The organism is Candidatus Saganbacteria bacterium, from assembly GCA_016223245.1.
Lineage (GTDB): Bacteria > Margulisbacteria > WOR-1 > XYC2-FULL-46-14 > XYC2-FULL-37-10 > JACRPL01.
Genome location: JACRPL010000006.1, coordinates 171,740 through 191,088, shown reverse-complemented (window position 1 = coordinate 191,088; position 19,349 = coordinate 171,740). Strand labels below are relative to the sequence as shown.

At 41.2% G+C, this 19,349-nt stretch carries 20 protein-coding genes; all 20 read left to right on the top strand.

Annotated features, from left to right (window positions below; translation table 11 throughout):
- Window positions 1-3 precede the first annotated feature (3 nt).
- Entirely contained in the window at window positions 4-1,071 is a 1,068-nt protein-coding gene (locus HZC34_02770; protein MBI5700757.1) for a DUF1926 domain-containing protein, read from the top strand.
- A gap of 15 nt (window positions 1,072-1,086) precedes the next feature.
- On the top strand, window positions 1,087-2,121 hold the full coding sequence (gene galT, locus HZC34_02765; GenBank protein MBI5700756.1) for a galactose-1-phosphate uridylyltransferase: 1,035 nt from the start codon (window positions 1,087-1,089) through the stop codon (window positions 2,119-2,121).
- Between the two features lie 13 nt (window positions 2,122-2,134).
- On the top strand, window positions 2,135-2,797 hold the full coding sequence (locus HZC34_02760; GenBank protein ID MBI5700755.1) for a DUF4912 domain-containing protein: 663 nt from the start codon (window positions 2,135-2,137) through the stop codon (window positions 2,795-2,797).
- A gap of 4 nt (window positions 2,798-2,801) precedes the next feature.
- Window positions 2,802-4,382 (top strand): DUF1957 domain-containing protein, encoded by a 1,581-nt coding sequence (locus HZC34_02755; protein MBI5700754.1) that lies wholly within the window; start codon window positions 2,802-2,804, stop codon window positions 4,380-4,382.
- 207 nt (window positions 4,383-4,589) lie between these two features.
- Window positions 4,590-5,228, top strand: coding sequence for a hypothetical protein (locus HZC34_02750; GenBank protein MBI5700753.1), 639 nt, complete (start codon window positions 4,590-4,592; stop codon window positions 5,226-5,228).
- Between the two features lie 62 nt (window positions 5,229-5,290).
- Entirely contained in the window at window positions 5,291-5,725 is a 435-nt protein-coding gene (gene tnpA / locus HZC34_02745) for an IS200/IS605 family transposase (GenBank protein MBI5700752.1), read from the top strand.
- An 82-nt stretch (window positions 5,726-5,807) separates the two neighbouring features.
- On the top strand, window positions 5,808-8,264 hold the full coding sequence (locus HZC34_02740) for a mannose-1-phosphate guanyltransferase (protein MBI5700751.1): 2,457 nt from the start codon (window positions 5,808-5,810) through the stop codon (window positions 8,262-8,264).
- The gene (gene glgA, locus HZC34_02735; GenBank protein MBI5700750.1) at window positions 8,261-9,703 is read left to right on the top strand and encodes a glycogen synthase GlgA; all 1,443 of its coding nucleotides are present in this window, start codon (window positions 8,261-8,263) and stop codon (window positions 9,701-9,703) included. The genes HZC34_02740 and glgA overlap by 4 nt, the downstream gene beginning before the upstream one ends.
- An 89-nt stretch (window positions 9,704-9,792) precedes the next feature.
- Window positions 9,793-10,368, top strand: a complete 576-nt coding sequence (locus tag HZC34_02730; protein MBI5700749.1) for a hypothetical protein — start codon at window positions 9,793-9,795, stop codon at window positions 10,366-10,368.
- On the top strand, window positions 10,365-10,631 hold the full coding sequence (locus HZC34_02725; protein ID MBI5700748.1) for an STAS-like domain-containing protein: 267 nt from the start codon (window positions 10,365-10,367) through the stop codon (window positions 10,629-10,631). Before HZC34_02730 ends, HZC34_02725 begins: the two co-directional genes overlap by 4 nt.
- Window positions 10,628-11,518, top strand: coding sequence for a radical SAM protein (locus tag HZC34_02720; protein MBI5700747.1), 891 nt, complete (start codon window positions 10,628-10,630; stop codon window positions 11,516-11,518). Before HZC34_02725 ends, HZC34_02720 begins: the two co-directional genes overlap by 4 nt.
- A gap of 15 nt (window positions 11,519-11,533) precedes the next feature.
- On the top strand, window positions 11,534-12,280 hold the full coding sequence (locus HZC34_02715) for a YebC/PmpR family DNA-binding transcriptional regulator (protein MBI5700746.1): 747 nt from the start codon (window positions 11,534-11,536) through the stop codon (window positions 12,278-12,280).
- A complete protein-coding gene (locus HZC34_02710; GenBank protein ID MBI5700745.1) occupies window positions 12,277-13,002 on the top strand; it encodes a PHP domain-containing protein in 726 nt (241 codons plus the stop codon). The genes HZC34_02715 and HZC34_02710 overlap by 4 nt, the downstream gene beginning before the upstream one ends.
- The gene (hisF, locus tag HZC34_02705) at window positions 13,002-13,766 is read left to right on the top strand and encodes an imidazole glycerol phosphate synthase subunit HisF (GenBank protein MBI5700744.1); all 765 of its coding nucleotides are present in this window, start codon (window positions 13,002-13,004) and stop codon (window positions 13,764-13,766) included. Before HZC34_02710 ends, hisF begins: the two co-directional genes overlap by 1 nt.
- A complete protein-coding gene (locus HZC34_02700; GenBank protein ID MBI5700743.1) occupies window positions 13,763-14,596 on the top strand; it encodes a polyprenyl synthetase family protein in 834 nt (277 codons plus the stop codon). The genes hisF and HZC34_02700 overlap by 4 nt, the downstream gene beginning before the upstream one ends.
- The gene (locus tag HZC34_02695) at window positions 14,593-15,048 is read left to right on the top strand and encodes a divergent PAP2 family protein (protein MBI5700742.1); all 456 of its coding nucleotides are present in this window, start codon (window positions 14,593-14,595) and stop codon (window positions 15,046-15,048) included. Before HZC34_02700 ends, HZC34_02695 begins: the two co-directional genes overlap by 4 nt.
- Before the next feature lie 6 nt (window positions 15,049-15,054).
- Window positions 15,055-16,989 (top strand): 1-deoxy-D-xylulose-5-phosphate synthase, encoded by a 1,935-nt coding sequence (locus tag HZC34_02690; GenBank protein ID MBI5700741.1) that lies wholly within the window; start codon window positions 15,055-15,057, stop codon window positions 16,987-16,989.
- Window positions 16,986-18,572 (top strand): formate--tetrahydrofolate ligase, encoded by a 1,587-nt coding sequence (locus HZC34_02685; protein ID MBI5700740.1) that lies wholly within the window; start codon window positions 16,986-16,988, stop codon window positions 18,570-18,572. The genes HZC34_02690 and HZC34_02685 overlap by 4 nt, the downstream gene beginning before the upstream one ends.
- Window positions 18,572-19,030: a nucleotidyltransferase gene (locus tag HZC34_02680; GenBank protein ID MBI5700739.1), complete on the top strand. Its 459-nt coding sequence runs from the start codon at window positions 18,572-18,574 to the stop codon at window positions 19,028-19,030. The genes HZC34_02685 and HZC34_02680 overlap by 1 nt, the downstream gene beginning before the upstream one ends.
- Entirely contained in the window at window positions 19,027-19,215 is a 189-nt protein-coding gene (locus HZC34_02675) for a hypothetical protein (GenBank protein MBI5700738.1), read from the top strand. Before HZC34_02680 ends, HZC34_02675 begins: the two co-directional genes overlap by 4 nt.
- Window positions 19,216-19,349 lie beyond the last annotated feature (134 nt).

Sequence of the window (19,349 nt, the reverse complement as noted above, 5' to 3'; positions counted from 1 at the left end):
CTTTTGCTTCAAGCCGAAATGGACCTTTATAAGGGCCAATGCAATTGCGCTTATTGGCATGGGGTTTTTGGCGGACTATATCTTGCGAACTTGAGGCATGGTATCTACGAGCATTTGATAAAAGCCGAAAATGCTCTTCAAAAACTTCAAAGAGGGGATAAAAAGTACACCGAACTATTGCTTTCGGATTTTGACAAAGATGGAAGTGAGGAAGTTATTCTTTCAAACCCATATCTTAACCTTTATTTCTCGCCGAATCACGGTGGAACCCTTTTCGAACTTGATTACAAACCGGCGGATTTCAATTTGTCCAATGTTTTGACGAGAAGGGAAGAGGCTTACCACAAAAAAATAATGGACGCCAAGGTCCAGGGGACTTCCGCCTCGCATGGGACACAAAGCATCCATGATATCGTAAATATCAAAGAAAAAGATATCGATAAATTCCTCATCTATGATACCTGCAGGAGATCGTCCCTGCGCGACAGGTTTTTCCAGCTTGGCACAAGCCTTGAGGAGTTAAAAGGCGAAAGATACACCGAACTTTCCGATGGAGTTGACAGCCCATATAGTTTTTATCCTTTAAGAAAGGGAAACGAAGCGCAGGTCAGTCTTTCAAGAAATGCCCAAATATTAGGCAAACATGTCAAACTTACAAAAACGGTTTTGATTTCATCGGGTCAGAGCATCATCAACATTGATTACGAAATAATTAATCTATCTGACGGATCGCTTGAATTTGCATATGGGTCCGAATTTAACATGACATTGCTTGCGTCTGACGCACCCGATAGGTATATCAAAGTTTATGGAAAAGAGAGGATGAACAGCGAGGGGACAGACAACAATATAAATGAATATAAGCTTGTTGACGAGTGGAAAGGTTTTAGTGTATCATTTGAGTCTGAAAAAGAATGTGAATTGATAAGATATCCGATCGAAACCGTGTCACAATCCGAATCCGGTTTTGAAAGGAATTATCAGGGCACATGCATGGTAATGGTTTGGAATTTAGCTTTGGCTCCTCAAAAAAATTGGAAGAACAGGGTCTCAATAAGATTGGAATCCTAACTAAGGAGAAAAGAAATGCCTGAATTGCGCAAAGATCCGATTTCCGATAGGTGGGTCGTGATTTCGACCGAACGTGGGCGAAGGCCTTCAGATTTTGGAGGCGTTTCAGTTGGCGAGCCGGTAGATGATTCGAGCAAGTGCCCATTATGCGAAGGACACGAGGATAAAACCCCGCCTGAAATTATTGCTTGGCGCAAAAGCGACTCACTCCCAAATACTCCAGGATGGCAGGTAAGGGTTGTCCCTAATAAATTCCCTGCTTTAGTGATCGAAGGTGATGTTAACCGTTCCGGCATAGGCATCTATGACATGATGTCCGGCATCGGCGCGCATGAAGTACTTATTGAAACCACAAAACATCATTTGTCTTTGGCGGATATGGAAGAATCAAATATCGAAAAAGTATTGTGGGCGTACAAACAGAGATTAGTTGACCTTGGCAAAGACCAAAGATTCCGATATATGCTCATATTTAAAAACTATGGGAGTGCGGCCGGTGCGTCACTAAATCATCCTCATTCGCAATTGATCGCTACTCCTATCACTCCTCGATATGTGAAATTGGAATTGCATAATGCAAGGGTGTATTTCCATGAAAAAGAAAGATGCTTATTCTGCGATCTTATAAGGCAAGAACTTGGATCGGGTGAAAGGCTTATTTACGAGAATGAATACTTCGTAGGTTTTGCGCCGTTCGCTTCAAGATTCCCTTTCGAAACATGGATCTTGCCAAGGCGCCACCACTCAAGCTTCCAAGCACAGTCTGACGAAGAAAGGATGCAGCTTGCCCGTTGTTTGAAAGATATTTTATCAAGGCTCAAAAAGACCTTGAACGACCCCCCGTATAATTATGTATTGCATACTTCTCCAAATCCAGTGTTGCGCCCGGGAAAACCGGATTATTGGGGAACGATAGAATACGATTTCCACTGGCATATAGAAGTGATACCAAGGCTCACCAAACAAGCAGGTTTTGAATGGGGATCCGGACTTTATATCAACCCGACATCACCCGAAGAGGCCGCAAAATATTTAAGAGAAATAATTTAAAGAGGATTGTTTTATGCGTATCAAAAAGAAAGCGACAAGATCGCCAAAGGCAAAAAAAAGCCCAAAAACTTTTAAGGGAAAAGTAAAACCTGCCGTAAAAAAACAAGCTAAGAAAAAGGCTTTCCCTATCTCGATTTCGACTATTCCTGAACAGAGAATAGAAGAAAGTAAATATATACCGAGCTTAAGCCCCGTCATCCAAAAATTCGAACAGGAGAAGGGATTTGAATTTCCACAAGGATATAACGACAACCAGATCGTATTGATGATCAGGGACCCTTATTGGCTCTATTCTTATTGGGAATTGAACAATAAGCGCATTGATGAGATAAAGAACGAATTGGGAAATAAATTTTCGCGAGCGGCTTTGATACTGCGAGTTTACGATGCGTCAAAATGGAATTTTTTCGATATAAATATCTATGGATATACAGGCAACTGGCATATCAATGTTGGCCGTCCAAATACTTCTTTCTTGGTAGATATAGGCTTTTTAACGCCCGATGGATATTTTATTTGCGCAGCGAGGAGCAATATAGTTGTGACGCCGCGCGATAGGATGTCCGAAGTTATAGACGAAGAATGGATGATCCCCGATTGGGAGCGGATGTATAAGCTGTCCGGCGGGCATGCCCCGTCTTCGTGGATAACATCATCCTTGCGAAGAAGGTTATAGTCGCTTGAAAGGATACTTCGCTTTAATTTTGCACGCCCACTTGCCATTCGTTAGGCATCCCGAGTATGATGATTTCCTTGAGGAAGACTGGCTATATGAAGCGATAACCGAAACATATATACCGATCTTGAACGCATTCGAAGGCTTGTTGCGCGATAATGTCGATTTCAGGATAACCATGTCTGTTACCCCGACTTTAGCTGCGATGTTATCGGATGAATTGCTCCAGAATCGCTACATCAAACATATCGAATCACTAATTGAGCTTTCGTATAAAGAAATAGAGCGAACAAGATGGGAACCGGCTTTCAATTATTTGGCGCATATGTACAATAATAAATTCATCGAAGCGCGCGTTGCGTATGTCGAAAGATATAACCGCAATTTGATAAATGGTTTTAAGAAATTCCAAGATCTCGGAAAACTGGAAATAATAACCTGCGGCGCGACACACGGGTTTTTGCCGCTTATGGAAAAAAATCCTACGGCTGTTCGAGCGCAGATCAAAGTTGCCGCAGCTGATTATGAAAGGCATTTCGGGAGGCGTCCACAAGGGATATGGCTTCCCGAATGCGGTTATCATCCGGGGCATGATCAAATTTTAAAAGATGAGGGGATCAGATATTTTATTCTTGATACTCATGGGATACTCCATGGGTCGCCACGGCCTAAATATGGAGTATTTGCCCCGGTTTATTGCAAGAGCGGAGTCGCGGCGTTCGGGCGCGATATGGAAACGGGGAAAGCTGTCTGGAGCGCCGAAGAAGGTTATCCCGGAGATTATGTTTATCGGGAATTTTATAGGGATATCGGATTCGACCTCGATTTCGATTACATCAGGAAATATGTGAGCGTAGATGGGACCAGGGTTAATACAGGGATAAAATATTATAGGATAACAGGTCCCGGTAACCATAAAGAACCGTATAATCCTGAATGGGCAATGTCTCGTGCGGCGGACCACGCGGGAAATTTTGTTTTCAATCGGTCAAAGCAGATCGAGCATATAGAATCATGGCTTGGGAAGAAACCTATTATTGTATCTCCGTATGATGCAGAACTTTTCGGCCATTGGTGGTATGAGGGCCCGGATTGGATAAATTATGTCTTAAGAAAAGCTCATTTCGATCAGGATGCTTTTCGCATGACAACTCCGGGAGAATACTTGAGAGAAAATCCAAAGAACCAAATTTCGACTCCTTCAATGTCTTCATGGGGACATAAAGGATACGCGGAAGTTTGGCTTGAGGGGAGCAATGATTGGATATACAGGCATATGCACAAAGCTGAAGACCGAATGGTAGAATTGGCTAACAGCATAAGATCGGCAGACGGCTTACAGCTTCGGGCGCTCAATCAGTTAGCTCGAGAATTATTGCTGGCTCAATCATCAGACTGGGCATTTATTATGAAAACAGGAACTGTTGTACCTTATGCTATCAAACGATTTAAAGACCATATCGAAAGATTTACAAAACTATACGAAAGTATTCGGTCCAATAATATTGATGAAAATTTCTTGAGAGATATTGAATATAAGGATAATATTTTTCCAATAATTGATTACAAGGTATACCAATCATGAGCGTGGAACTGGAGAATGGAACCTGAGAATGAATTCTCGGTTTCGTTTTGTGGGATGCAATATAAAACCTGCGAATAAATTCGCGGTTTTATATCAGGGATGCAAAAATAAATTTTCGCATCCCCTCTGTGTAATTGAATTCTTAGATGGGGATTAGTAGTTTGAATTCTACTACTTGTTAAGTAGGGGGCATTATAGGGGAGTATTATGAAAAAAAGTTTTGTCGGGTGTTTCGTTTTTATTTTGTTCCTTTCCATTCTTTTCCTGACCTCGTTTGCTGGCGAATCTAAAAAGGATGTTTCTAGGAAGAGTGGGGCGGCAATGTTTGCCAATGTTCTTCAATCTTCTCTCGGCAAATACAAGACAACTGCTTCACTTTGGGAATTGAGAGCAAGCATTGCTCTCGTAAAGATGGATCAACTAACAAAAGAGATGGATGATGTCTACAAACGAACAAAAGCTGATAAGAATAAGCCGACTATTGATGTCATAGGCAAAAAATTGTCTTATGAAACAATACTGGAGTTTGCCTATGCTTCCCACGCCGACCCAAGACAAGCGGACATTGTTCACAAGAAAGACAATGGCTCAGACTTCTACAAAATAATCTTGAACATTGGTGGGAAAGATAGAAGCGCAAAAGATTCTTTATTTGCATTGAATTACATCTATGATAGCAAAACCGATCAGTTTATCGCCTCAAAAATTGAATTATTACCGAAGGGCTGGTATGTGAATTTTATGAAGGGCGCAAAGGATTTATTTCTCTTAGCGGATAAAGATGGGGATGGGTTTGCTTTTCACTTGACCAATCCGTTCCTTTCGGGAATTGTCGTTGATAAATAGGACGACTACGAAGGTCTGAGAAGAGATTCTCAAGCAGAAAGTTCAAAGAGAATTTATTCTCTTTGAACGCTTATTTACCGCGAATTTATTCGCAGGTTGAAATTAGGATAGAAGATATGCTCTATCATTATACTTTTAGAACTTATAAGGGATTGCCTTTGCTCGAGGACAAAAAGCTAATAGGGTTTCTCATGAACACTTTTCACGAAATTGGGAACGAGAAGGGGTTTAAAATAGTTGAGTGTGAAATATTATGTGATCATGTCCATGCATTAATCGAACATAATTATATACTAAGTTCTTCTTTGGTAATGAAGAACTTAAAAGGTATTTCAGCGCGAAGGTTGTTTCAAAAATATCCAACTAATAGATTTGATATCAGAAAGTTGTGGGGCCGATCTTTTCACGCTCGAAAGATTGGCGCCGATGAAAAAGATAGCGTAATAAGTTATATAATAGGGCAAAGAGATGAAAATGGGATTGATAAAAGATTTTAACAGGGGTGCGAGAATTTATTCTCGCGGAACCCCATTAAGGAACCGCGAATTTATTCGCAGGTTCCGGAGGATATAGCGTGTCATGAAAGCAATCGTTTTAGCCGGAGGCTTAGGCACTAGGCTCCACCCATTAACAATAAATGTCCCAAAACCAATGGCTCCGGTCGCTAACCGGCCTCTAATGGAATATACGATCGAACTGTTGGTCAAGCATGGCATCAAAGATGTTACGGCGCTTCTTTTCCATAAGCCGCACATAATCAAGAATCATTTTGGCGATGGCAAAAAGTTTGGCGTTAAAATGTCATATGTAGAAGCGACGCAGGATTACGGCACGGCTGGAGCGGTGAAGTTTGCCGCGGATAATTTTAAGGAGCCGTTCATTGTAATTAGCGCCGATCTTATAACGGATTTCGATTTGAAATCCGCAATTGAAAACCATAAAGCCAAAGAAGCCGCTTTAACAATCGTTTTAACTAGAGCAAGCAATCCACTCCCTTATGGTATCGTGATCACAAATAAAGATGGCAAGATTAAAAGATTTTTGGAAAAGCCTTCTTGGAGCGAAGTTTTCTCCGATACTATAAATACCGGGATCTATATTGTCGATCCCAAAGTCATGGAATATATACCGAAAGAAAAAAATTTTGATTTCAGCCACGATCTTTTTCCCCAGCTTTTGGATAAGAAAGAAAAACTGTTCGGATATGTAATGGAAGGAATGTGGAAAGATATCGGAAGCCTCGAAGAATACGGAAGGGTGCATTCCGAATTGCTGAAAGATCTTTCACCCATAATCGACGCAAAAGCTAAGGTCTCAAAAAATTCTCGCATGGAAGGCTATGGCATGGTAGGCGTTAATACTTTTATCGCCGATGATGCGGCTATTACAAACAGCATTGTCGGTGCGAACTGCCAAATAGGCCGCGGCGCCCGCATACGCGACAGCATAATCTGGGATAACGCTATTATTGGCTCCAATGTTTCATTTGAAAGGGTAATAATCGGGAATAACTGTAATATAGACGATAGGGTTAGGCTCGAAGATGAAGTAGTAGTATCTGATGATGTCAGAATAGGTAAAGATGCCGTAATAAAACCAAGAGTAAAAATCTGGCCAAGCAAAGTGATAGAAGAGGGATCGGTGGTGTCGCGAACTATGGTCCTGCGCGAGAGATATCCAAAAACCATTTTCGGGCCGTTTGGCGTTACAGGGATCGTGAATGTCGAATTGACGCCCGAATTCGTATCAAATCTTGGTGTCGCATACGGGAATTTTCTCGGGAAAGGCGCGCATATTACGGCATCCCGCGACGCGCACAAAGCTTCCCGAATGTTATACAGGGCTTTTATTTCCGGCGTGCTTTCAGCCGGCGTAAACATCTTTAACTTGGAAAATGTCCCCATTCCTGTAACAAGATATGATCTTAGAAGTTCAAGGAGCTTGGGCGGTTTCCATGTTAGAAAATCGCCTTTTGATTCTGAAGTCATCGATATCAAGTTCTTTGACGAGAGCGGAATGGATATTACCTCAACCAAAGAGAAAAAGATCGAACGCTTGTTCTTTGGGGAGGAATTCAAGAAAATATCGGTTTCGGATGTTGGCGAGCTGACTTTCCCGTTCCATAGGGTTTCGGAGCAATATAAAGAAGGCATATTATCGCAATTGAACCTCGACGTCATTAAAAGAAAAAGCTGTCGCATAGTTATCGATTATGCATACGGCGCCGCTTCACAGCTATTCCCGAATATCTTGGGTGAGCTTGAGTGCGATGTGGTCGCCCTTAACGCGCATGTCGACGAAAGTAAGATCACAAAATCAAAAGAAGAATTCGAAAGATCTCTTGTTCGTTTATCCCAGATCGTAAAATCTGTCGAAGCCGATATGGGGATAATGTTCGATGCCGGAGCCGAAAAGCTGTTCTTATGCGATGAGAAAGGGAGAGTATATTCGTCCGATAAAGCATTGGTTGTTGTAACCCATCTGCTTCTTGGCCATGAAAAAAAAGCAACGATTGCTGTCCCTATCAATACCAGTTCCGTTATTGACAAGATAGCAAAGCAATTTGGCTCAAAGCTTATAAGAACAAAATCGACGCCAAGGGATATGATGGAAGCAGCGCTAAAAGATGGCGTTAAATTCGTAGGGGAGAGGACGGGTGGATTTATTTTTCCCCAATTCCAGCCCTCATTTGATGCGATGTTCGCTACGTGTAAACTTATTGAATTTTTAAACCAATCAGATACAACTTTATCAAAAATAGCCTCTGAGGTCCCTGATAGCCGTGTTTTGCGCCGCGATATTTCCTGCTTACCGGAACTAAAGGGGAAAGTAATAAGAACGCTTTCAGAAGAGTTAAAAGATGAAGAAGTTGATCTCGTTGATGGGATAAGGGTCAATTATGGCGACTCATGGATATTGATCCTTCCTCATCCATTGAGGCCTGTGATCGAACTTTTTGCTGAAGCTCCCAAAGAGAAGGATGCCGAGCGCTTGCTCCATGAATATACAAAAAAAATAGACGATATCATCACATGAAAATACTATATGCGTCCTCTGAAGTTGTCCCATTCGCAAAGACAGGCGGCTTGGCTGATGTAGCCGGAGCACTGCCAAAGTCGTTGGAAAAACTCGGCAATGATGCCCGCGTTGTAATGCCAAAGTATAAAATGATCGATGCCAAGAAGTTTGGATTGAAAAAGATCGTTTTCGACCTTGCTGTACCCGTTTTGAACAGCGTCGAAAAGTGCACGGTTTTTGAGACAAAGATACCGGATTCAAAAGTTACAGTCTACTTTATCGCGAACGACAAATATTTCGATAGGGACGGGCTGTATCAAGATAAAGACGCCGATTACCCTGATAATTGCGAAAGATTTTCATTTTTCTGCCGCGCAGTATGCGAGTTCATAAATAATTATTCTTGGAAACCGGAAATTGTTCACTGCAACGATTGGCAAACGGCGCTTGTCATTCCTCTTATAAAGATAAAATACCAATGGCACGATATTAAAACTATTTATTCCGTGCATAACATGGGTTATCTTGGCCTTTTTCCTAAGGATCAAATATTCTTGACGGGTTTTGGATGGGAAATGTTTACACCAGAAAAGCTTGAGTTCTTCGACAAGCTCTCGCTTGCGAAAGCTGGATTTGTTTATGCCGATGTTATTAGTACTGTATCGGAAACTTATGCAAGAGAAATACAGACCCCTGAATTTGGATATGGGCTGGATGGACTCCTACGATTCAGGAAAAATGATGTCTATGGCATTCTTAATGGGATCGATTATGACCTTTGGAATCCGGTAAAAGATAAATTTATTGCGAAAAGATATGGGATCAAGTCGATAAAACTCAAATATGAAAACAAAAAGGCTTTGCAGAAGGCAAATAAACTGCCAATAAAAGCTTTTGTCCCGGTCATTGGAATGATAACAAGATTAGCCGACCAGAAGGGTTTTGATATATTTTCCCAAGCTCTTGAGAAGATCATGCATTTAAATTGTCAGATCGTAATATTGGGAACCGGTGAGCCGAAATATCATGAGCTCTTAAAAAAGATCAAATTGCAATATCCCGAACATATCGGATTAAATTTGGGATTTGATTCGGCTCTTGCACAACTCATTTATGCGGGCTCGGACATGTTTCTTATGCCTTCACATTATGAACCGTGTGGGTTAGGGCAGCTAATATCATTTAAATATGGAACGATACCGATCGTGCGAAAAACCGGCGGCCTTGCCGATACGGTACATAATTTTAATCCAAAAAAAGATTCGGGTGACGGGTTTGTTTTCGAAGAATACAAGGCAGAGGTTTTGCTCGATGCAGTTACCCGTGCAATAAATGCATTCAAGAAGAAGAAGCAATGGCTCGAGCTTATTGAAACCGTAATGGGTTATGATTATTCGTGGGAGACCTCCGCCAAAAAATATGTTGAGTTATATAGGCTTGCGTTTGAGAAGAGATAAGGTGAGGGTGAGGATGCGGGTTTTGTGGGTGGGTTGCTGCCGATAAATCGAAGATAAATTTCATCTTAAATGTTATAATATTCTTTGAAATGGGCAAATTAAGTTTTTTATCTGATCCACAAATCGATAAATTGATGGATTGGCTGATAAATCCCGTTGCCGATAATAGCTTTGACGAAAAAGCTCAATGCGAAAGCAGAGATATTTTTCAAGCAAAGCTCGACACTTTTTACAACGAAAGCCAGAATTCTTTACTAACAGCAGTTATTGGAGAGATCGGCAACAATTCGTTTGATCATAATTTGGGTAATTGGAGGGATATCTCTGGTATTATTTTTATTAATGAGAAAGATTTAGTTGTTCTTGCAGATCGAGGGCAGGGGGTTAGAAAAACATTAAGTAAAATACTTCCTGATATAAAAGATGATCTGGCAGCTGTTAAAATTGCATTTACCCAAAAAATATCCGGCAGAAGCCCTGAACAACGAGGCAATGGCTTGAAGTTTGTGGCATCTGCAGTCCAAAAAAATAATTGGGAATTGTATTTTCAATCCGGAAATGGCGCGGTGCATTTAAACAAAGGCGAGATGAATTTCTTAGCAGCTAATAATATTGTTAATGGATGCGTAGCAGTCATTAAAATTAATCGAGGTGATAATGTATGAAGCTTCTAATCAGTAAGTTCGGAAAAATGTTAATGTCAAGGCCTGCAGGAAAAGAAGCTCTTGCAGCTGCAAAAGCGTACGTATTGCCAAAAACAGCTGAAAAAGAGATTGTTTTGGATTTTTCCGGAGTAGATGTCCTGTCCCCATCATGGGCAGATGAGTTTATTTCAGGCATAAGGAACCTATATCCTGGTGTTATTGTTTCATTTGTAAATACAAAGAATCCTTCGGTTGAAGAAACATTGAATATTTTATCCAAGTGAAGATATCTTCTATCTGTCCTCACTTTGGCGAAGAGCCGATGATCTCGGGAACAAAAGGTTCCGGGACAATTTTCTTTTCAGGCTGCACTATGAGGTGCGTTTATTGTCAGAACTATCAGATATCGCAAGGGCAGGATACAGGATACTCGATGCTGGATACTGTAGAATTGGCTGATGAGATGATTAAGCTTCAGGACGTAGGCACCCACAATATAAATTTAGTTTCTCCAACACAATATGCGAAACAAATAGCCGAAAGCTTAGAGATTGCTAAGAGCCGCGGGCTCAAAATCCCAATAGTTTATAACACGAATGGGTACGATAAGGTTTCAGTTCTTAAGATGTTTGACGGCTTGGTTGATATTTATTTACCCGATATTAAATATTCAAACGATCAGATGGGTGACGATTACTCCGGTGTGAAAAATTATGTTGAGCGCAATCACGAAGCAATAATTGAAATGTATAGGCAAGTGGGGAACCTAGTTCTAGACGATAGCGACCTGCCTTCGCTTAAGCTTCCATCCTCCGCAGTAGCACTGCTACGGAGGACGGATCGGCAGGCAGGCATAGCTACAAAGGGACTTTTGATTCGTCACCTAGTTCTGCCTAACGGAATTGCGGGAAGTTTTGACTCTCTTAAATTCATTGCATCGATCTCAAAAGACATCTGGCTCTCTATCATGGCGCAATACAATCCATGCAATAAAGCAGTAGGGCATCCTCTATTGGGACGGCGAATTACAACACAGGAGTATCAACAAGTATTAAATTGGGCGGAAGAACTTGGTTTTGAAAATGTCATGGCGCAGGAGCATGAGAGTGCAGAAATTTATTTACCAGATTTTAACAAAAACAAGCCGTTTGAATCTAGTTCCGATATTTGATAAAATTGACGCATAATGTCAGGACACAGTAAATGGGCCACAATTAAGCGTGCTAAAGCTAAAACTGATGCGGCGCGAGGGAAAGTCTTCACAAAGATCATCCGTGAGATTACAACTGCCGCCAAGATCAGCGGGCCTGACCCTAAAGGTAATCCGCGTTTGAGGCTTGCAGTTGAAAAAGCAAAAGCCGCCAATATGCCGAATGATAACATCAAAAGGGCGATCGATAAGGCTGCTGGGCCTGATGCCATTGCAATGGAAGAAATTACTTATGAAGGCTATGGGCCAGCCGGTGTCGCTATCCTCGTTGAGACTCTTACCGATAACAAGAACAGGACAATAGGGGAAATAAGGAACGCTTTTACAAAAGGCGGGGGCAATTTAGGCGGTTCCGGGTCGGTTTCATATATATTTAAGAGATCAGGTTCTATTACATATGATAAGTCAAAAGTTGATGAGGATGCCATTTCCATGGAAGCGATCGATGCCGGAGCCGATGATATTAAATCCGAAGAAAGTGAAATAGAAATTGTAACTTCCCCTGAAAACTTTGAAAAAGTTAGGGATGCGCTGAAAGCCAAAGGGTTTGAACCATTAAACGCCGAGATCACAATGGTCCCGTCAACGACCGTCAAGGTTACAGGCGACGAAGCACATAAGCTTATGAAATTGGTTGAAGCCTTGGAAGACTTGGGCGACGTCCAAACGGTTCATTCAAACTTCGATATCCCGGACGAGATAATACAGCAAGAAGCAAAGTGAAAAAACTTCCAATAATTGCAGACTTCCATGTCCACACAATATCTTCGGGCCATGCTTATTCGACCCTTCAAGAATATGTAGACCAGGCAAAAAAGATAGGGCTTCGATATATCGCGATCACGGATCATGGGCCTGCAATGCCGGGAGGCCCACATATTTACCATTTCAACAACATGAAAATGATACCAAAAGAAATTGATGGCATCAAAGTGTTGCGCGGGGTAGAAGCGAATATAGTAAATGATAATGGAGATATCGATCTTACTGAAGCCGATATCGATTATGGGGGCTTGCAAATTGTAATGGTCGCGCTGCATCCGTATTTAGGTTATGAGCACCAGGGCGAAGAAAAAAATACTAAAGTCTTGATAAAAGCTCTTAAAACCAAACGTATAAATATTATTGCCCATCCCGGAAATCCCAAATATCCGATCAAAGTCAAAGAGATGGTTGCCGCGGCAAAAGAGCATGGCGTCTTGATCGAGATCAATAACAGTTCCGACCATTCACGGCCGGGCAGTTCCGATAAGTGTTTGGAATTCGCGAAAGAAGTAAAAAGAGCCGGCTGGAAGGTTATTTTGGGTAGTGATTCCCATATTGCAAGCATGGTAGGAAAGTTCGATTTAGCTCTTAAACTTTGTAAAGAAGCAGGGCTTGGTCCTGATGATATTATTAATACTTCGGAATATCTGATCAAGAAATATGTTTTGGAGAGAAAATAATGCTTAGCAAACGAATAATCCCTTGTCTCGATGTAAAAGAAGGCCGTGTCGTTAAAGGTACAAAATTCATCGATCTAAAAGATGCAGGAGATCCGGTCGAGTTGGCGGCCTTATATGACAAAGAAGGCGCGGATGAGCTTGTATTTCTTGATATAACAGCTTCGCATGAAAAAAGATATATCATGCTTGAGGTAGTTAAAAAAGTTTCCGAAACTATTTATATTCCATTCACGGTCGGCGGCGGGATCTACGATATCAATACAATCAGGGAAATAATTTCTTCGGGTGCCGATAAGGTTTCGATAAATACGGCGGCCGTCAAAAATCCAAATTTTATTAAAGAAGCTTCGGATATTTTCGGCGCGCAATGTATTGTCCTTGCTATCGACGCAAAAAGAGTTGGAGGTTTGAAATTGGATTGGGAAGTCTATACTCATGGAGGAAGAACGCCTACAGGAATTGACGCAGTTTTGTGGGCGAAAAAGGGTGAGGGGTTGGGTGCCGGGGAAATACTTTTAACCTCAATGGATCGCGATGGGACAAAGATCGGATATGATACCGAATTAACTGCAGCAATAGCTGACGCGGTACAGATTCCGGTTATTGCTTCCGGTGGCGCTGGAACACTTGACCAAATTCATGAGGCATTTACTAAAGGCCATGCCGATGCGGCGCTGCTCGCGTCACTTCTGCACTATAAAGAATTATCGATCAAACAGATCAAAGATTTTTTACAGAATAAGGGAATAGTGGTGAGAAGATGAAAAATCAAATAAATAAAGCACTTCTAAAATATCTTCCAAAAGACAAGTCGTCACTTTCAAAAGCCATGAGGTATTCGACGATGGCGGGAGGGAAGCGCTTTCGCCCGATCTTATGTTTGGAAGCGGCAAAGCTATTTGGATCGGATCTAAAGAAGATAATTCCGGCTGCTGCCGCGATCGAGATGATACATACTTTCACTTTGATACATGATGACCTGCCCGCAATGGATGATTCGGATCTTCGGCGCGGTAAACCTACTTGCCACAAAGTTTTCGGAGAAGATATTGCGATCTTGGCGGGAGACGCTTTGAATACTCTTGCTTTTGTTGTCATCGCTCAAAATTGTGATCCGAAAAAAGCATCAAAAGTAAGCGAAGAATTAGGAGTTGCACTTATAAGAGTGGTCGAAGGCCAGGCTATCGATCTTGAATCTGAAGATAAAATTATAAGTTATAAGAAACTCGAAGAAATGCATCTCTTAAAGACATCATCTCTTATCGAAGCTTCTCTAAAGATCGGAGCTATTCTTGCGGGAGCGTCCAAAAGACAAATTTCCGCATTGGCAAAATATGGGCGACATTTGGGATTGGCTTTCCAAATCACCGATGATATACTTGACGCAACGTCTAAGACCAAATCTTTGGGTAAACCCGCTGGACAGGATGTTGTTAATAATAAGTCGACATATGTGTCTCTGCTAGGGTTAAGCGAGGCTAAAATAATCGCAAAAAAGCATTACAAATTGGCAATAAATGAATTAAAGATATTCGGCAATAGGTCGAAGAATTTGATCAATATCGCTGATTTCGTTTTAAGGAGAACCGCATGAATATTGTAACGTCATTAGTATCAAATGTTCCATTGGTAACGGGTGGGATTGCATTTCTGCTATCGCAAACGTTCAAGGTCGTTTATTATTTTATCAAAGAAAAACAATTTAATCTGATCCATCTTTTTGAAGCGGCTGGAATGCCATCGACGCATTCGGCGATGTCCGCTTCAATGACCTTAATGATAGGGTTGACCGAAGGATTTTCGTCTTCGCTTTTTGCTGTTGCCGTTGTTTTTACGATCATTGTCATGTACGACGCGATGGGGGTACGTTTTGCCGCAGGCCAACAGGCCGTTGTTTTAAATAAAATAATTGAAGATATTTATTCCGAAAAAGTATCCGAAAAAGAAAAGATGAAAGAATTGATAGGCCATACGCCGACCGAAGTATTTGCCGGTTTTGTGGTCGGGATATTGACCGCGACGATCGTGTATTTTATCGTCTATTAGGAATAAATGGATAGATTAATCGATGAAATTAAATTACCAGACGCCTTAAAACAACTTTCCGCAAAACAGCTGGAGCAAGTTTCACAAGACGTCAGATCTCTCATAATAGATGTTACATCTAAAGCAGGAGGGCATGTAGCCGGAAGTTTGGGAGCAGTTGAGCTCGCGGTAGCTCTCCATGCATCGTTTGAATCGCCGCGCGATAAGATAATTTGGGATGTCGGGCATCAAGCTTATGCCCATAAAATATTAACCGGCCGCAAAGATAATTTTAATACTCTGCGCCAATATAAGGGAATAAGCGGTTTCCCCAATATCGATGAAAGCCCTCATGATATTTTTACGGTTGGCCATGCTTCAACTTCGATATCACAAGCATTAGGTTTAGCTCACGCCCGCGATCTAAATAATGAAAACAATTCTGTCGTAGCTGTAATAGGCGACGGTTCGCTTTCGGGCGGGCTCGCTTTTGAAGGGATGAACAACGCAGGCGCCCTTAAAACAAATATGATCGTGATCTTAAACGACAATGCTATGTCTATCTCAAAAAATGTCGGCGCTTTATCGAATTATTTAGTCGCCGTTAAAACTTCAGATATATATATTGATCTAAGAGACCGCATTGAAAAAGTTGTTAAAAGGCTTCCGAAAGGCGGTTCTTTGATCGATGCTACTAGAAAATTAATTGACCGCACACGGCATATTGTTATGAGCTTCAAAGTTGATGTTATATTTGAGGAGCTTGGTTTTAATTATTTCGGACCGATCGATGGCCATAATATCCCTCTTCTTTTGAGCACTTTTCATCACGCCAGAGAGATCAAAGGCCCTGTTTTAATCCATGTACTTACAAAAAAGGGTAAAGGATATAAGCCGGCGGAAGACGATCCAACACGTTTCCATGGGACGGGGCCGTTTGATATATTGACCGGAAAACCTGTCAATGGAAAAACGAATGCCCCAACTTATACTCAAATATTTGGGCAAACAGTAACAAAACTTGCCGAAAAAGATCCAAAGATCGCAGCTGTCACAGCGGCGATGATCGATGGTACGGGGCTTGACGAGTTTGCCGGAAAATTTCCAAAAAGATTTTTTGACGTGGGAATTGCCGAAGAGCATGCAGTAACATTTTGCGGCGCGCTTGCTCGCGGCGGCCAAAAGCCGGTTGTCGCGATCTATTCAACTTTTTTACAGAGGGCATATGATGAAATGATCCATGACGTTTGCCTGCAAAAAGCGCCTGTTGTGTTTGCGATCGATCGCGCGGGGATCGTCGGCGATGATGGGGCGACGCATAACGGAGTATTTGATATGGCATTTTTAAAAACGGTCCCAAATCTCACAATGATGGCTCCTTCCGACGAAAATGAATTACAGCACATGCTTTTTACCGCTTTCCAAATTAATGGTCCCGTAAGTATAAGATATCCTCGAGGAGAAAGTGTTGGAGTTAAACTAGATTCAGAATTGAAATCTATTGAAATTGGAAAAGGAGAAATTTCATTTATATCCAAAATCCAAAATTCGAAATCCGAAACAAATTCGAATCACCAAAAGACTAAATCCAAAATTTGTATAATTGCAATCGGATCGATGGTGTATCCTTCGATTGAAGCCGCTAAACTTTTGGAAAAAGATGACATTGATTGCACTGTCATCAATGCAAGGTTTATTAAACCTCTCGATGAAAAATTGATCTTAAAAACGATCAAATTATCCGATAAGGTTGTCACTGTCGAAGAGGGCGTTCTAATCGGTGGATTTGGGTCATCGATCTTGGATCTGCTTTCGGATAATAAGATAAATATTCCAGCCATGCGAATAGGCATTCCTGATAAATTCATTGAACATGGGAAGAGAAGTATTATTTTAGAAAATCTAGGGCTTACAGCGCAAGGGATATATAAAAGCATTTTTGAAGGGATCAAGGCATTATGAAAACCGACATTGAAATAGCACAAAGCGCAAAACTTAAACTTATCGTAGAAGTTGCAAAGCATGCAGGCATTGATCTAAACGATGTCGAGCTCCACGGATGCTATAAAGCAAAGATCAATTTGAATGCTCTAAAAAGAAATCAAAAGAAAAAAGACCTGCCTGCCGGCAGGCACGGCGGCAAACTGATACTTGTAACCGCAATGTCTCCAACTCCTCAAGGTGAAGGAAAAACTACAACAACTATCGGATTGTCCCAAGCAATGGCAAAAATTAGAAAGAGATCATTTGTTTGCATTCGCGAGCCATCACTTGGTCCTGTCATGGGAATGAAGGGCGGGGCGGCCGGAGGCGGATATTCGCAAGTCCTTCCAATGGAAGATATCAATCTTCACCTAACTGGCGATATGCACATGATAAATTCTTCCCATAATTTGCTCGCTGCAATGCTTTACAACCATATCTATCAAGGAAACGCGCTAAATATCGATGAAAATAAAATAGTTTGGAAACGCGCGATGGACATGAACGATAGGGCGCTTCGCGGGATGTTTGATATAACAGCCGCTTCCGAAGTTATGGCAATCTTGTGTTTATCAAAAAGTGTGACAGATATGAAGGAACGACTTGGAAAAATAATTGTAGCCTATGATAAAAATATAAAACCGATTACCGCATCCGATCTTAAAGCAAATGGAGCAATGGCGCTTCTGATGTATGATGCCCTAAAACCTACACTTGTTCAAACGATCGAGAGTGGGCCTGCTTTTGTTCATGGCGGGCCGTTTGGCAACATTGCCCATGGATGCAATTCTATTCTAGCTACTCGTCTTGCACTTAAATTATCCGATTACGTAATTACTGAAGCCGGCTTTGCGACAGACCTTGGCGCTGAAAAATTCTTTGATATAAAATGCAGAATCGCAGGTTTAACTCCATCTGCTGCGGTTCTTGTTGTCACAAAACAAGCGATCGATCGCCATGGATATGACAATGTCAAAAAGCATATCGAAAATATTGAATTGTTTGGCATTCCGGTTGTTGTTGCTATCAACAAAAAAACTAACGATTCTGATCAGGAAATTGCTGAGATCTGTTTTCAGTGTTCAAAGCTCGGTGTTCCTGCCTTAACGTCAAACATTTGGGAAAAGGGCGGCAATGGTGGTAAGAATCTTGCTAAGGCTGTTGTTGACGCGGCCGACAAAAAGTCCACCTTCAAGCCTTTATATGAAACAAATAAACCTATTAAAGAAAAGATAAATACGATCGCGACAAAGATCTATGGAGCGGATGGGGTTAATTATTCCGATAAGGCTTTGGCTGATATTGAGTTGTTAAATAATATTGGAATATCTGAAGTTCCGATTTGTATCGCAAAGACCCAATATTCTTTATCCGATGATCCTAAAGCATTCGGCAGGCCAAAGGGATTTAAGATAACTATCAGGGAATTAAAACCTTCGGCTGGAGCTGGCTTTATTGTTGCCTATGCCGGCGACATTATGACAATGCCTGGACTTCCAAAACATCCAGCTGCGGAGAATATGGATATTACAGACGATGGCAAGATCGCGGGGTTGTTTTAATGGTTTTTTACGAAAAAGAATTGAAAACTTTAAATAAAAGTAAAATAAAGTATTTAGTTGTCGGCGGATTGGCTGTAAATTTACATGGATTGCATCGAATGACGATGGATCTGGATTTAATGATAGACCTTTCAGAAGAAAATTTCGCAAAGTTTATTGAAATAATGCATCATATCGGCTATGAAACAAAAGTTCCTAAACGTGAATGGAATAAGCATTCGGCAATTGCTTTTAGGACAAAAGAAGATGAAGACAAGCGAATTGATATATTCCTGGAAAATCCTATTGACTTTGATCGCGCGTATAAGAAACGAAAAGTCTTTAGTGCGGATAAGCTTCGAATTTCGTGTGTTGGCTTGGATGATCTGATCGCGATGAAAAATAAGGCTGACAGGGTGCGAGATTGGATAGATATTGGTTCTTTAAAGCGAATTCAGGAATTGAAAGATAAAAAATGAAACATAAAATTACAAAGAAAAAAGTCATGGAATCTTATTATTCGGATGAAGAGTTGGGAAGCTCTTTGCACGTCTCACTTAAAAGCACTTTAAAATGGTTGGAAGAAGCCAGGCAGTTCTTTTCAAAAATTACACCTAAAAAGACAAAGAAACTTAGAGAAATATTGGCTGGAGAAGGTTGGTAGTTTCAAAATCGGGAAATATGGATATTACAGACGACGGTAAGATTACGGGGTTGTTTTAGCGCTTTTTATGTTGTCCTTCTCCAATACCTATTATAGTTTCTCTTGGAACGCCAAAGGATAATAAGCTGGCGCTG

Excerpts from the sequence above, each read along its gene's own strand:
- galT (MBI5700756.1), top strand. The coding sequence starts at position 1,087 with ATGCCTGAATTGCGCAAAGATCCGATTTCCGATAGGTGGGTCGTGATT.
- HZC34_02760 (MBI5700755.1), top strand. The coding sequence starts at position 2,135 with ATGCGTATCAAAAAGAAAGCGACAAGATCGCCAAAGGCAAAAAAAAGC.
- HZC34_02750 (MBI5700753.1), top strand. The coding sequence starts at position 4,590 with ATGAAAAAAAGTTTTGTCGGGTGTTTCGTTTTTATTTTGTTCCTTTCC.
- HZC34_02740 (MBI5700751.1), top strand. The coding sequence starts at position 5,808 with ATGAAAGCAATCGTTTTAGCCGGAGGCTTAGGCACTAGGCTCCACCCA.
- glgA (MBI5700750.1), top strand. The coding sequence starts at position 8,261 with ATGAAAATACTATATGCGTCCTCTGAAGTTGTCCCATTCGCAAAGACA.
- HZC34_02730 (MBI5700749.1), top strand. The coding sequence starts at position 9,793 with ATGGGCAAATTAAGTTTTTTATCTGATCCACAAATCGATAAATTGATG.
- HZC34_02725 (MBI5700748.1), top strand. The coding sequence starts at position 10,365 with ATGAAGCTTCTAATCAGTAAGTTCGGAAAAATGTTAATGTCAAGGCCT.
- HZC34_02715 (MBI5700746.1), top strand. The coding sequence starts at position 11,534 with ATGTCAGGACACAGTAAATGGGCCACAATTAAGCGTGCTAAAGCTAAA.
- hisF (MBI5700744.1), top strand. The coding sequence starts at position 13,002 with ATGCTTAGCAAACGAATAATCCCTTGTCTCGATGTAAAAGAAGGCCGT.
- HZC34_02700 (MBI5700743.1), top strand. The coding sequence starts at position 13,763 with ATGAAAAATCAAATAAATAAAGCACTTCTAAAATATCTTCCAAAAGAC.
- HZC34_02695 (MBI5700742.1), top strand. The coding sequence starts at position 14,593 with ATGAATATTGTAACGTCATTAGTATCAAATGTTCCATTGGTAACGGGT.
- HZC34_02690 (MBI5700741.1), top strand. The coding sequence starts at position 15,055 with ATGGATAGATTAATCGATGAAATTAAATTACCAGACGCCTTAAAACAA.
- HZC34_02685 (MBI5700740.1), top strand. The coding sequence starts at position 16,986 with ATGAAAACCGACATTGAAATAGCACAAAGCGCAAAACTTAAACTTATC.
- HZC34_02680 (MBI5700739.1), top strand. The coding sequence starts at position 18,572 with ATGGTTTTTTACGAAAAAGAATTGAAAACTTTAAATAAAAGTAAAATA.
- HZC34_02675 (MBI5700738.1), top strand. The coding sequence starts at position 19,027 with ATGAAACATAAAATTACAAAGAAAAAAGTCATGGAATCTTATTATTCG.